This is a genomic window from Kitasatospora sp. NPDC094028, from assembly GCF_049543595.1.
Taxonomy (GTDB): domain Bacteria; phylum Actinomycetota; class Actinomycetes; order Streptomycetales; family Streptomycetaceae; genus Kitasatospora.
The window spans coordinates 161,499-174,601 of record NZ_JBMVFA010000008.1 but is presented as its reverse complement, the minus strand read 5'-3'; the positions used below and the strand labels follow the sequence as shown (position 1 = coordinate 174,601).

Here is a 13,103-nt window from a genome sequence, read left to right as displayed (position 1 = left end):
TCCGAACGGCGAAGGCCCGAACCGACGAAGGCCCCCGGGGAGTTCCCCGGGGGCCTTCCTCGTGCCGTGCGCTACTTGCGGGCCGAGGTGACCCGGTAGACGTCGTACACGCCCTCGACGCCGCGCACCGCCTTGAGCACGTGGCCCAGGTGCTTCGGGTCGCCCATCTCGAAGGTGAAGCGGCTCATCGCCACCCGGTCCCGGGAGGTCTGGACCGCCGCCGACAGGATGTTGACGTGCTGGTCGGAGAGCACCCGGGTGACGTCCGAGAGCAGCCGGGAGCGGTCCAGCGCCTCGACCTGGATGGCCACCAGGAAGACCGAGGACTGGGTGGCCGCCCACTCGACCTCGATGATCCGCTCCGGCTGCTGGCTCAGCGACTCGACGTTGACGCAGTCCGCGCGGTGCACCGAGACGCCGTTGCCGCGGGTGACGAAGCCGACGATCGGGTCGCCCGGCACCGGCGTGCAGCAGCGGGACAGCTTGACCCAGACGTCCTCGACGCCCTTGACGATCACGCCCGGGTCGCCCTTGGCCCGGCGGCGGACGGCCCGCCGGTTGTCGTGCGTCGGGGTGGCGGTCTCCGCCAGGTCCTCGGTCGCGCCCTCCTCGCCGCCGAGCGCCTGGACGAGCTTCTGGACGATGTTCTGCGCGGCGACGTGCCCCTCGCCGATCGCGGCGTAGAGCGAGGAGATGTCGGGGTAGCGCATCTCGTGGGCCAGCGTGACCAGCGAGTCCCCGGTGAGGATCCGCTGGATCGGCAGGCCCTGCTTGCGCATCGCCCGGACGATCGCCTCCTTGCCGTGCTCGATCGCCTCCTCGCGGCGCTCCTTGGAGAACCAGGCGCGGATCTTGTTGCGGGCGCGCGGCGACTTGACGAAGCCCAGCCAGTCCCGGGACGGCCCGGCGTTCTCCGCCTTGGAGGTGAACACCTCGACGGTGTCGCCGTTCTCCAGGGTCGACTCCAGCGGCACCAGCCGCCCGTTCACCCGGGCCCCTATGGTCCGGTAGCCGACCTCGGTGTGCACCGCGAAGGCGAAGTCGACCGGGGTGGCGCCGGCCGGCAGGGCTATCACGTCGCCCTTGGGGGTGAAGACGAAGACCTCGTTGCTGGCCAGGTCGAAGCGCAGCGACTCCAGGAACTCGCCCGGGTCGGCGGTCTCCTTCTGCCAGTCCAGCAGCTGCCGCAGCCAGGCCATCTCGTTGACGGCGCCGGCCTTGTCGTCCTTGCGGGTCTGGGTCGGGGTGTCGGTACGGACCTTGGAGGCGCCGGCCACCGCGCGCTGCTTGTACTTCCAGTGCGCGGCGATGCCGTACTCGGCCCGCCGGTGCATGTCGAAGGTGCGGATCTGCAGCTCGACGGGCTTGCCGCCGGGCCCGATCACCGTCGTGTGCAGCGACTGGTACATGTTGAACTTGGGCATGGCGATGTAGTCCTTGAACCGCCCCGGCACCGGGTTCCACCGCGCGTGGATGGTGCCCAGCGCCGCGTAGCAGTCGCGGACGGTGTCGACCAGGACCCGGATGCCCACCAGGTCGTAGATCTCGGCGAAGTCCCGGCCCCGGACGATCATCTTCTGGTAGACCGAGTAGTAGTGCTTCGGCCGGCCGGTGACGGAGGCGGTGATCCGGGCGCCGCGCAGGTCCGCCTGGACCTGGTCGATGACGGTCGCCAGGTACTCGTCCCGCTTGGGGGCGCGCTCGGCGACCAGCCGGACGATCTCGTCGTACATCTTGGGGTAGAGGATCGCGAAGGCGAGGTCCTCCAGCTCCCACTTGATGGTGTTCATGCCCAGCCGGTGCGCCAGCGGGGCGTAGATCTCCAGCGTCTCGCGGGCCTTCTTCTCCTGCTTCTCCCGCTTGAGGTAGCGCATCGTGCGCATGTTGTGCAGGCGGTCGGCGAGCTTGATCACCAGGACGCGCGGGTCCTTGGCCATCGCCACGACCATCTTGCGGACGGTCTCGGCCTGCGCGGCTTCACCGAACTTGACCCGGTCGAGCTTGGTGACGCCGTCGACCAGCAGGGCCACCGAGTCGCCGAAGTCCTTGCGCAGGGTCTCCAGGCCGTAGTCGGTGTCCTCGACGGTGTCGTGCAGCAGCCCGGCCATCAGGGTCGGGGCGTCCATGCCGAGTTCGGCCAGGATCGTCGCGACGGCCAGCGGGTGGGTGATGTACGGGTCGCCGCTCTTGCGCTTCTGCCCGCGGTGCCACTTCTCGGCGACGGCGTAGGCCCGCTCGATGTCGCGCAGCAGCGCCGGGTCGGCCTTGGGGTCGTTCGCCCGGATCGAGCGGAACAGCGGCTCCAGAACGGGGTTGAGCACGCTGGAGCGCTGGCCGCCGAGGCGGGCCAGCCGGGCGCGCATGCCACCGGTGGAGCCGCGGCCGGAGGGGCCGAGCGAGCGCGGGGAGGTCGGCGCCGGGCGTGCCGGGGTGGCCCCCGAGGGCGTGGGACGGTCTTCGGGGGCGGCCGCTGCGGCCGTGGGCACAACCTCGTCGGGCAAGGACACTCCTCGGGGCACCGGGGCCGACCCCCGCCGGGGCCCGTGCGGTCGGGTGCGCCGGGAGGGGATGAATCTTCATGGTACCGAGCCGGGCGCCCCGCCGTTCATCCGGCCGGGCCCGGAAACGGAAGGACGGCGGTCGGATGATCCGACCGCCGTCCTTCGAGCGCGTCCCTCAGACCGTGACCAGCGTCTCCAGCGGAGCGCCGTCCAGGTGCCCGGCCAGCCGCTCGCGGCCCTCCAGGAAGCCCAGCTCCATCAGCACCACGACGCCCGCCAGCTCGGCGCCGGCCTGCTTGACCAGGTCGAGCGAGGCCCCGATGGTGCCGCCGGTGGCCAGCACGTCGTCCACCACCAGCACCTTCTCGCCGGGCGCGAAGGCGTCGCACTGCACCTCCAGCGTCGCCGAGCCGTACTCCAGCTCGTACGAACGCCGGAACACCTCGCCGGGCAGCTTGCCCTGCTTGCGGATCGGCACGAAGCCGAGCCCGGCCGCGAAGGCCGCCGGGGCCGCCAGCACGAAGCCGCGCGCCTCCAGGCCCACCACCTTGGTCGCCCCGAGCTCCCGCGCCCGGTCCGCCAGCGCCCGGGTGAGGGCGCCGAAGGCCTCGGCGTCGGCGAGCAGCGGTGCGATGTCCTTGAACAGCACACCCGGCTTCGGGTAGTCCGGGACGTCCCGGATCCGGCTGTTCAGCAGCTCGGCCAGTGCGGTGTCGGCGGTGGTCACGGTGTTCAGTCCTTAAGGGGTCGGGTTCAGCGCTTGGTGGACGGACGGCCCTTGGCACGCGCGGTGCCGGCCGCCCGGCCGCGCTGACCGACCATACCCGCCGGCTGGCCGTCCTCCACGTCCTGCTCGCCCTCGGCGGCCGAGGCCTCGGCCTTGGCGGCCGCCGACGCCCGGTGCTGCAGGACCCGCTTGCGCAGCTCCTTCATGTCCGGCTGCTCCTCCTTGAGCTGCGCCAGCAGCGGGGTGGCGACGCAGATCGAGGAGTAGGCACCGGCCGCGAGGCCGATGAACAGCGCGAGCGAGATGTCGTTCAGGGTGCCGGCGCCCAGCAGGCCGCCGCCGATGAACAGCAGCGCGGCGACCGGCAGCAGCGCGACCACGGTGGTGTTGAGCGAGCGGACCAGGGTCTGGTTGAGGCCCGCGTTGGCCGCCTCGCTGTAGGTGAGCTTGTTCTGCTTGGTGAGCCCCTTGGTGTTCTCCTTCACGGTGTCGAAGACGACGACCGTGTCGTAGAGCGAGTACCCGAGGATCGTCAGGAAGCCGATCACCGTACCGGGGGTGACCTCGAAGCCCACCAGGGCGTACACGCCGATGGTGATCAGCAGGTCGTGCAGCAGGGCGACCAGGGCCGCCACCGCCATCCGCCACTCGAAGGCGATCGCCAGGTAGACCGTCACCAGGATCATGAAGACGATCAGACCGGTGAGCGCCTTCTGGGAGATCTGCTTGCCCCAGCTGGGGCCGATCACCTGGGCCTCGACGGTGTCCAGCGGCACGCTGAGCTTCTGCGAGAGCTCGGAGCGGACCTGGTCCGAGCTCTTCGCCTCGTCGGTGCTGACCTGGATGCGGATCTTGCCGTTGTCGGTCGACTGCACCAGCGGGTGCGAGGAGACGATCTTGTCAGCCGTCTCCTGCGCCTGCGAGACGGTCAGCCCCGGCTTGCTGACGGTGTAGACCGAGCCGCCCTTGAACTCGATGCCCAGGTGCAGGCCCATGGCCAGGCCGATCGCCGCGACCAGCACGATCACGCCGGAGATGGAGTACCAGAGCTTGCGGCGCCCGACGAAGTCGAAGCTGACCTCGCCCTGGTAGAGCCGGTGGCCCAGATTGGAGAAGCGCGACACGGTGTCAGGCCTCCTTCACGGCGGCAGAGGAGGAGGGGCGACGGCGGGTGCTGCGCAGCGGCGGGCGGGCGCCGAGCCGCTTCGGGTCCAGGCCGGACCACGGGTGGCCGTTGGCGAAGAACTTGCGCCGGGCCAGCAGCGTGATCATCGGCTTGGTGAAGAGGAAGATCACCACGACGTCGAGCGCCGTGGTCAGGCCGAGCGTGAAGGCGAAGCCCTGGACCTTGCCGACCGAGACGACGTACAGCACGGCGGCACAGAGGAAGGACACGAAGTCCGAGACCAGGATGGTGCGCCGGGCGCGCGGCCAGGCACGCTGGACGGCCGGGCGCAGCGGGGCGCCCTCGCGGACCTCGTCGCGGATGCGCTCGAAGTACACGATGAAGGAGTCCGCGGTGATACCGATCGCGACGATCGCGCCGCAGACCGCCGGCAGGTTCAGCGCGAAGCCGATCCCGCCGCCGAGCAGGCTCATGATCGAGTAGGTCAGGATCGCCGAGACGATCAGACCGGCGATCGAGACCAGGCCGAGGCCGCGGTAGTAGATCACCGAGTAGGCGACCACCAGCACCATGCCGATCAGACCGGCGACCAGGCCGGCCTTCAGCTGGTCGTTGCCCAGCGCCGGGGAGACGGTGGTGACGTCGCTCTTGGTGAACTCCAGCGGCAGGGCGCCGTAGCTGAGCACGTTGGAGAGGTCGTCCGCCTCGGCCTGGCTGAACTGGCCGGTGATGACCGCGCTGCCGCCCGAGATCGGGCCGTTGACCCGCGGGTGCGAGACGACCTGGTTGTCCAGCACGATGGCGAACTGGTTGGACGGCTGCGGCTGGGCGGCCAGCTTGGTGGTGATGCTGCTGAAGGCGTCCGTACCGGTGTTGTCGAACTGCAGCTGGACCTGCCAGCCGCCACCGGTCTGGTTGTCGAAGATCGCCTGCGCCTTGGAGACGTCCCCGCCCTTCACGGCCGCCGGGCCGAGCGCCAGCTTCTGGTAGAAGCCCTGCTCGGGCTTCTGGGAGCAGGCGAGGACGGCCTTGTCGTCGGCGCCGGTCTGCGCGGCGCGGACCTCGGGCTTGGAGCAGTCCAGCGCGGCCCACGCGGCGGAGAGCTCCGGCGGGACGGTGCCCTGGGTGAGCAGGCTGCTCGGGTCGGCCGGGTTCGGCTGGGCCGGCGGCGTCGCGGCGGCGCTCGGGGCGCCGCTGGCGGCCGCGGCGGGCGTGCCGGCGGCGGACGGGGCAGCGCTCGCGCCGGTGGCGGCGGCGGACGGGGTGGTGCCCTCGGCGGCCAGCGCCTCGCTGGCCGGGCGGCCCTGCTTGGTGGCGCTCGCGGTCGCGGACGGCGTCGCGGCCGGCGCGGTGCTCGCGGCGGGGGTGGCACCCGCGGACGGGGTGGCGGCCGGGGTCCCGGAGGCGCCGGCCGAGGGGGTGGCGGTGGCCGCGGGGGCCGGGACGCCGCTCGGAGCAACGGCCAGGACCGGGCGGAAGAACAGCTTCGCGGTGGTACCGACCTGGTCCGCCGCGTTCTGCTTGTCACCGCCCTTGGGGATGTTCACGATGATCGTGTCCGACCCCTGGGTCTGGACCTCCGCCTCGGAGACACCCATCCCGTTGACCCGGCGCTCCATGATGCCCACGGCGATGTCCATGTTCGCCTTGTTGAGCGCCTTGGGGTCGGTCGACTTCGCGGTCAGCGTGATGCTGGTGCCGCCGGCGAGGTCGATTCCGAGCCTGGGCTTGGTGTTGCCCGTCCCGAACATGAGGGCGACCAGTCCGACGGTGACGACCAGGATGAGGGCCAGCGCCCGCCCTGGGTAGCCGTCGCGCGGGCGCGACTTGGGTGTTGCCACCTTGCTCGTTTCTCCCTGTCCATGCCACGTCGCCAACCGGACCCCCGTCCGGCTCGTGGCTGGACGGGGGGCATGGTGGTTTCGCGGCCCTGAGGTCCTGTGGGCTCGCGGCACACTGCGCCGCGCGGCCGGGCGGGTGCCCGACCGTCTTACTTGCTCGCGGGAGCCCCGCCCTCGGCGTCGCCCTTCTCCGCGCTCTCCTTGCTGAGCGACAGCGGCTTGTCCTCGACCGGCACGGCGTCCTCGGCCTCCGGCTCGGGCAGCTCGTCATCGGCGGGGCGGCCGTTGATGATCGCGTCGTACTCCTGGGGGTCCAGGACGGCGGCGACCGCACTCTTGGTGAAGTGGGTGACCACGCCGGGCGCGATCTCCAGCTCGACGGTCTCCTCGTTGACCGCCTTCACCTGGGCGTACAGGCCACCGATGGTGCGCACTCCCGCTCCGGGCTCCAGCGCGGTCTGCATCTGCGACATCTGCGCCTGGCGCTTCTTCTGCGCCCGGAACATGAACACGATCAGGAGAACGGGGAGGAGGAGGATGATGAGGTTCACTGCAGCCAGGGTCCTTTACGGGCCGCCGGCCGGCGGCCTGTGTGGTATTGGTCGGCCCGTCAGGTGAGAGGGGCGGTCCGGCGGAGTCTAGGCGACCCCGAACTGATCGGACAACGCCAAGCATCGCATCCTGCCGCCGAAAGTGGCGAGCCTCCGCCTGCACCGTTTCCCCGGACTTCTCCCCCGGCTCCTGCGCGAGCGACCGGTCCGGCACGGGGTGTGAACCGGCGGGCACCCGCCACCCGTTCCTCACCCGTTCGGCGTAGGCGCGATCAGCCTTCCTCGGCCGGGAACAGCTCCGGCTGCGGCGGCACGGCGCCGCGGGTGGTCTGGACCGGCGGGCTGTGCACCGGTGGAGTGAGGCCGAGGTGCTGCCAGGCGGCGGCGGTGGCGATCCGCCCGCGCGGGGTCCGCGCCAGCAGGCCCTCGCGGACCAGGAACGGCTCGGCGACCTCCTCGACGGTCTCCGACTCCTCCCCCACCGCGACGGCCAGTGTCGACAAACCGACCGGGCCGCCGCCGAACAGCCGCAGCAGCGCGTCCAGCACCGCGCGGTCCAGCCGGTCCAGGCCCCGCGCGTCCACCTCGTAGACGTCCAGCGCCTGGGCGGCGATCGCGGCGGTGACCTGGCCGTCGTGCCGCACCTGGGCGTAGTCGCGGACCCGTCGCAGCAGCCGGTTGGCGATGCGCGGCGTGCCGCGCGAGCGCCCGGCGATCTCGGCCGCGCCGGCCGGGTCTATCTCCACGTCCAGCAGCGCCGCCGAGCGGTGCACCACCCGCTGCAGCTCGGCCGGGGCGTAGAACTCCATGTGCCCGGTGAAACCGAAGCGGTCGCGCAGCGGCGGCGGCAGCAGGCCGGCCCGGGTGGTGGCGCCGACCAGGGTGAACGGCGGCAGCTCCAGCGGGATGGCGGTGGCGCCCGGGCCCTTGCCGACGATCACGTCGACCCGGAAGTCCTCCATCGCCATGTAGAGCATCTCCTCGGCCGGCCGGGACATCCGGTGGATCTCGTCGAGGAAGAGCACCTCGCCCTCGGTCAGCGAGGAGAGGATCGCCGCGAGGTCGCCCGCGTGCTGGATGGCCGGCCCGGAGGTGATCCGGATCGGGGCGCCCAGCTCGGCGGCGATGATCATGGACAGAGTGGTCTTGCCCAGCCCGGGCGGCCCGCTCAGCAGTACGTGGTCGGGCGCGCTGCCGCGCTTGCGGGCCGCCTGCAGCACCAGGGACAGCTGCTCGCGCACCCGCTCCTGGCCGATGAACTCGTCCAGCAGCTTGGGGCGCAGCGCCGCCTCCACCGCCTGGTCCTCGCCATCGGCGGCGGCCGTGACCAGCCGGTCGGCGGGGTCGGAGTCGTACGGACTCATCTCTGCGGGCTCCATGGTCGACAAACTGACAGGTCGTCAAACTGCTTCAGCGGGCGCGGTTCAGGCCCCGCAGCGCGAGCCGCAGCAGGGCGCCGACGTCCGGCGTCTGCTGGGCCTCCGCCTCCGGGGCGACGGCGGCCACCGCCTCGTCCGCCTCGCGCGGAGCGTAGCCGAGGCCGGTCAGCGCGGAGTGCAGCTGGTCGCTCCACGGCGCCGGGCCGGCCGCGATCGGCTTCTGCGCGGGCACCGCGCCGAGCGGGGCGCCGAGCTTGTCCTTGTACTCCAGCAGCAGCTTCGCCGCCTTCGCCTTGCCGATGCCGGGGACGGCGACCAGCGCCTTCTCGTCGCCGCCCGCCACCGCGGCGCGCAGCGCGTCCGGGCTGTGCACGCCGAGGATCGCCTGCGCCAGCTTGGGGCCGACACCCGGCGCCGCCTGCAGGATCTCGAACACGGCCCGCTCGTCGTCGTCCGCGAAGCCGAACAGGGTCAGCGAGTCCTCCCGGACGACCAGCGAGGTCGCCAGCCGGGCGGGCTCACCGAGCCGCAGGCCGGCCAGGGTGTTCGGGGTGCACTGGACGGCCATGCCGACCCCGCCGACCTCGATCACCGCGAGACCGGCGGAGACGGCCGCGACGGGCCCTTGGACGAAGGCGATCACCGGGTCCTGCCTTTCAGAAGGGAGGGGTCTTTCACGGGGGTGGCGCGGGCGGCCTGGACGGCGGCCTGCAGCCGGTTGGTCGTCCCGCCGCGCCAGATGTGGCAGATGGCCAGCGCCAGCGCGTCGGCGGCATCGGCGGGCTTGGGCGGGGCGTCCAGCCGCAGCAGGCGCTGCACCATCGCGGTGACCTGCGCCTTGTCGGCCCGGCCGGAGCCGGTGACGGCCGCCTTGACCTCGCTCGGGGTGTGCAGCGTGACGGGGATGCCCCGCCGGGTGGCGCACAGCATCGCGACGGCGCTGGCCTGCGCGGTGCCCATCACCGTCCGGACGTTGTGCTGGGCGAAGACCCGCTCGACGGCGACCAGGTCCGGCCGGTGCTCGTCCAGCCACGCCTCCAGGCCCTGCTCGACCAGCAGCAGCCGCTGCCCGATCTCCGCCTCGGCGGGGGTGCGCACCACGCCGACCCCGGCCATCCGCAACGGCCGGCCCGGCGCGCCCTCGACCACGCCGACCCCGCACCTGGTCAGCCCCGGGTCCACGCCCAGTACCCGTACCACGCCGCCCCGCCCGTCTCTCGGTGACTCGCCACTCGCCTCCGGGCGCTCCGACCCGATACCGACGCTCCCTTCGGCTCGCAGCGAAGGACCTGCGAAGGCTACCGCCGGGGTCCGACAACCCGAGCGGACGACACCGGCCCGGCGGTCCTGGGACCACCGGGCCGGGCAGTGAGAACGCTCACTCGTCGCCGCTGCTACTCGGCGTCGAGCTGCGCACCGACCTCGTCGGAGATGTCGAAGTTGGCGAAGACGTTCTGCACGTCGTCGCTGTCCTCCAGCGCGTCGATCAGCTTCAGGATCTTGCGGGCGCCGTCGACGTCCAGCTCGACCTGCATGCTCGGGAGGAAGTTGGCCTCGGCCGAGTCGTAGTCGACGCCGGCGTCCACCAGCGCGGTGCGGACGGCGACCATCTTGGAGGCCTCGGAGACGATCTCGAACGACTCGCCGAGGTCGTTGATCTCCTCGGGCTCCTGGTCGAGAACGACCTCGAACAGCTTGTCCTCGTCCACGCCGTCAGCCTTGGGGACGATCACGACGCCCTTGCGGGTGAACAGGTACGACACCGAGCCCGGGTCGGCCATCGAGCCGCCGTTGCGGGTCATCGCGACGCGCACGTCGGAGGCCGCGCGGTTGCGGTTGTCGGTGAGGCACTCGATCAGGACGGCGACGCCGTTCGGGCCGTAGCCCTCGTACATGATGGTCTGGTAGTCGGCGCCGCCGGCCTCCAGACCGCCACCGCGCTTGACGGCGCGGTTGATGTTGTCGATCGGGACCGAGCTCTTCTTCGCCTTCTGGATGGCGTCGTAGAGGGTCGGGTTGCCCGCCGGGTCGGGGCCGCCGGTCTTCGCCGCCACCTCGATGTTCTTGATCATCTTGGCGAAGAGCTTGCCGCGCTTGGCGTCGATCACGGCCTTCTTGTGCTTGGTGGTAGCCCACTTAGAGTGGCCGGACATCGCCAGCTCCTTTACGTCGCCAAAGGGAAATGAACAGATGAGATCTTACCGGTGTCGCCACCGGTGAGGCGCACACGGTCAGTGCGCGGCCACGGCGAGGTGCTCCTCGACCATCCGCACGAAGTACGCGTGCACCCGGTGGTCGCCGGTCAGTTCCGGGTGGAAGGACGTGGCCAGCAGGTTTCCCTGGCGCACGGCCACGATCCGGCTGTCCGGGCCGTCCGCGGCGGGCAGCTCGGCCAGCACCTGGACGCCCGCGCCGACCTCCTCGACCCAGGGGGCGCGGATGAACACGCCGTGCACCGGGTCGTCGCCCAGGCCCGCGAAGTCGATGCCGGACTCGAAGGACTCGTTCTGGCGGCCGAAGGCGTTGCGGCGCACGGTCATGTCGATCCCGCCGACCGTCTCCTGGTCGTCCCGGCCGTCCAGGATCTTGTCGGCCAGCATGATCATGCCCGCGCAGGTGCCGTACACCGGCATCCCGGCGGCGACGCGGTCGCGCAGCGGCTGCATCACGTCGAACAGCAGCGCCAGCTTGGACATGGTGGTGGACTCCCCGCCGGGGATCACCAGCGCGTCGACCTCGGCCAGCTCCTCGGCGCGGCGCACCGGACGGGCGAGCGCGTCGGCCTCGGCCAGCGCCACCAGGTGCTCGCGGACGTCGCCCTGCAGGGCGAGGACGCCGATGACTGGAGTGCTCACGGTCTTCAACCTCAATCGATCGTTACTACGGACGTACGTGGCGCGGCCCGCCGCGCGCCGAGGCGCAACGGCGGGCCGGCTCGGCGGGGGCGGGTGACTACCAGCCGCGGTTGGCGTAGCGCTCGGTCTCCGGCAGGGTGTCGCAGTTGATGCCGACCATGGCCTCACCCAGGTTGCGGGAGGCGTCCGCGATGATCTTCGGGTCGTCGAAGAAGGTGGTGGCCTTCACGATCGCGGCGGCACGCTTCGCCGGGTCACCCGACTTGAAGATGCCGGAGCCGACGAAGACGCCCTCGGCGCCCAGCTGGCGCATCAGCGCGGCGTCGGCCGGGGTGGCCACGCCACCGGCGGAGAACAGCACGACCGGCAGCTTGCCGAGCTCGGCGACCTCCTTGACCAGCTCGTACGGGGCACGCAGCTCCTTGGCGGCGGCGTACAGCTCGTTGTTGTCGAAGCCGCGCAGCTTGGCGATCTCGTTCTTGATCTGGCGCAGGTGGCGGACGGCCTCGACGACGTTGCCGGTGCCGGCCTCGCCCTTCGAGCGGATCATGGCCGCGCCCTCGGCGATGCGGCGCAGGGCCTCGCCCAGGTTGGTGGCGCCACAGACGAAGGGGGTCGTGAAGGCCCACTTGTCGGAGTGGTTGACCTCGTCGGCCGGGGTCAGCACCTCGGACTCGTCGATGTAGTCGACGCCGAGCGACTGCAGGACCTGGGCCTCGACGAAGTGGCCGATGCGGGACTTGGCCATCACCGGGATGGAGACCGCCTCGATGATCTCCTCGATCATGTTGGGGTCGGACATGCGGGCCACGCCGCCGTCCTTGCGGATGTCCGCCGGCACCCGCTCCAGCGCCATGACGGCCACCGCACCGGCGTCCTCGGCGATCTTGGCCTGCTCGGCGTTGACCACGTCCATGATCACACCGCCCTTGAGCTGCTCGGCCATGCCGCGCTTGACCCGGGCGGTGCCGATCTGCGGCTGGTCTGCGGTGGTGGGGGTGGTGGACACGTGAGACCTCACTCCAAGGATGAACCAGTGCTATCGCCCTATGGTAGGCCGGACGAGTGGCCCCTCCATGTGCCACCGAGTCCAGCCAGGGCGATGGGATGCGACAAACGGGCCGTATCCGGGGGACAGCCTAAGCAGGCGCTCCCTCGGGCGTGAGAGCGGGCGGCGGGGCGTCATCCATCTCGAACGCCAGCGGGAACGGCGCCTTGCCCGCCAGCCGGAAGTACCGCACCAGCCGGTGCTCGCGCACCGCCCGCGCCGCCCGCACCGCGTCGTTGTGGAACCGGCGGGCCATCGGCACGCGGCGCACCGCGGCCGTCAGATCACGAACCGCCTCCTCGCCGCCCGGCTCCGCCACCAGCGCCGCCACCTGCTCCGGCTCCTCGAACACCGCCCGCAGCGCCAGGCTCAGCTGGCTCTCCGCCACCTCGCGCTGCTCGTCGTCCGCCTGCCGAGCCGCGTGCGCCGCGTCCAGCAGCAGCAGCGAGGCCGCCGGATCGAGCAGCGAGGAGGTCGCCAGCTCCATCGCCACCGACGCCCGCCGGACCAGCTGCGCGTCCAGCGCCGCCCGCGCGGCGTCGATCCGGGCGTGCAGCCGGTCCAGCCGGCCGGCCGTCCAACTCAGGTACATGCCGAACAGCACCACGGCCACGCCGGCCCAGATCCAGGTAGTCACGGGCCGCTACGTTACCGGGTGTCACCTGCTCACCCCTGAGCGGTCGCGCTCCGGTAGCTGTCCCGGTCGATGTCCGCGACGTCCACCGCGGTGAACAGCCGCACCCCGGGGCCCGGCTTCACGTGCTCCGCCAGCAGCGCCAGCACGCCCTCGCTCAGCGCCGCCTTCGCCTCCGGCGTGCGGCCGGGGAAGATCTGGAACTCGACGAACACCTGCGCGTCGGCCGGCGTCCCGGTCGTTCCCACCACGAGCACGTCGTGCTGGTGGAACACCGTCTTGCAGGCCTCCGGCTTCGCGTCGATGGTCTCCTCCGCGAGCCGGTTGATCGCCAGGCCGAGCGCCCGGCGGTCGAAGGTCCCGGCCAGGTCGGCCGAGTAGTCGACGGAGATCTGCGGCATCGGTTGCCCCCAAGGAGTCGTACGGGATCGAGCGGTTACG

General features: G+C 71.6%; 13 protein-coding genes. All 13 read right to left on the bottom strand.

The window, feature by feature from the left end:
- Positions 1-71 precede the first annotated feature (71 nt).
- Entirely contained in the window at positions 72-2,507 is a 2,436-nt protein-coding gene (locus ACPC54_RS15555) for a RelA/SpoT family protein (protein ID WP_498965239.1), read from the bottom strand.
- Positions 2,508-2,676: 169 nt separating this feature from the next.
- On the bottom strand, positions 2,677-3,237 hold the full coding sequence (locus tag ACPC54_RS15550) for an adenine phosphoribosyltransferase (RefSeq protein WP_498965387.1): 561 nt from the start codon (positions 3,235-3,237) through the stop codon (positions 2,677-2,679).
- A 17-nt stretch (positions 3,238-3,254) separates the two neighbouring features.
- Positions 3,255-4,352, bottom strand: a complete 1,098-nt coding sequence (gene secF / locus ACPC54_RS15545) for a protein translocase subunit SecF (protein WP_498965237.1) — start codon at positions 4,350-4,352, stop codon at positions 3,255-3,257.
- Between the two features lie 4 nt (positions 4,353-4,356).
- The gene (secD, locus tag ACPC54_RS15540) at positions 4,357-6,195 is read right to left on the bottom strand and encodes a protein translocase subunit SecD (RefSeq protein WP_498965236.1); all 1,839 of its coding nucleotides are present in this window, start codon (positions 6,193-6,195) and stop codon (positions 4,357-4,359) included.
- A 149-nt stretch (positions 6,196-6,344) separates the two neighbouring features.
- Entirely contained in the window at positions 6,345-6,746 is a 402-nt protein-coding gene (yajC, locus tag ACPC54_RS15535; protein WP_498965234.1) for a preprotein translocase subunit YajC, read from the bottom strand.
- A 272-nt stretch (positions 6,747-7,018) separates the two neighbouring features.
- Positions 7,019-8,110: a Holliday junction branch migration DNA helicase RuvB gene (gene ruvB / locus ACPC54_RS15530; protein ID WP_498965232.1), complete on the bottom strand. Its 1,092-nt coding sequence runs from the start codon at positions 8,108-8,110 to the stop codon at positions 7,019-7,021.
- A 46-nt stretch (positions 8,111-8,156) separates the two neighbouring features.
- Positions 8,157-8,768, bottom strand: a complete 612-nt coding sequence (ruvA, locus tag ACPC54_RS15525; protein ID WP_498965230.1) for a Holliday junction branch migration protein RuvA — start codon at positions 8,766-8,768, stop codon at positions 8,157-8,159.
- The gene (ruvC, locus tag ACPC54_RS15520) at positions 8,765-9,325 is read right to left on the bottom strand and encodes a crossover junction endodeoxyribonuclease RuvC (RefSeq protein WP_498965228.1); all 561 of its coding nucleotides are present in this window, start codon (positions 9,323-9,325) and stop codon (positions 8,765-8,767) included. The genes ruvA and ruvC overlap by 4 nt, the downstream gene beginning before the upstream one ends.
- Before the next feature lie 194 nt (positions 9,326-9,519).
- Positions 9,520-10,278: a YebC/PmpR family DNA-binding transcriptional regulator gene (locus ACPC54_RS15515; RefSeq protein ID WP_498965225.1), complete on the bottom strand. Its 759-nt coding sequence runs from the start codon at positions 10,276-10,278 to the stop codon at positions 9,520-9,522.
- A gap of 78 nt (positions 10,279-10,356) precedes the next feature.
- A complete protein-coding gene (pdxT, locus tag ACPC54_RS15510; protein WP_498965223.1) occupies positions 10,357-10,980 on the bottom strand; it encodes a pyridoxal 5'-phosphate synthase glutaminase subunit PdxT in 624 nt (207 codons plus the stop codon).
- Positions 10,981-11,077: 97 nt separating this feature from the next.
- The gene (gene pdxS / locus ACPC54_RS15505; protein ID WP_063346811.1) at positions 11,078-11,989 is read right to left on the bottom strand and encodes a pyridoxal 5'-phosphate synthase lyase subunit PdxS; all 912 of its coding nucleotides are present in this window, start codon (positions 11,987-11,989) and stop codon (positions 11,078-11,080) included.
- Between the two features lie 130 nt (positions 11,990-12,119).
- Positions 12,120-12,665, bottom strand: coding sequence for a LemA family protein (locus tag ACPC54_RS15500; protein ID WP_498965221.1), 546 nt, complete (start codon positions 12,663-12,665; stop codon positions 12,120-12,122).
- A gap of 29 nt (positions 12,666-12,694) precedes the next feature.
- Positions 12,695-13,063 (bottom strand): 5-carboxymethyl-2-hydroxymuconate Delta-isomerase, encoded by a 369-nt coding sequence (locus ACPC54_RS15495; protein WP_498965219.1) that lies wholly within the window; start codon positions 13,061-13,063, stop codon positions 12,695-12,697.
- Between the last annotated feature and the right edge of the window lie 40 nt (positions 13,064-13,103).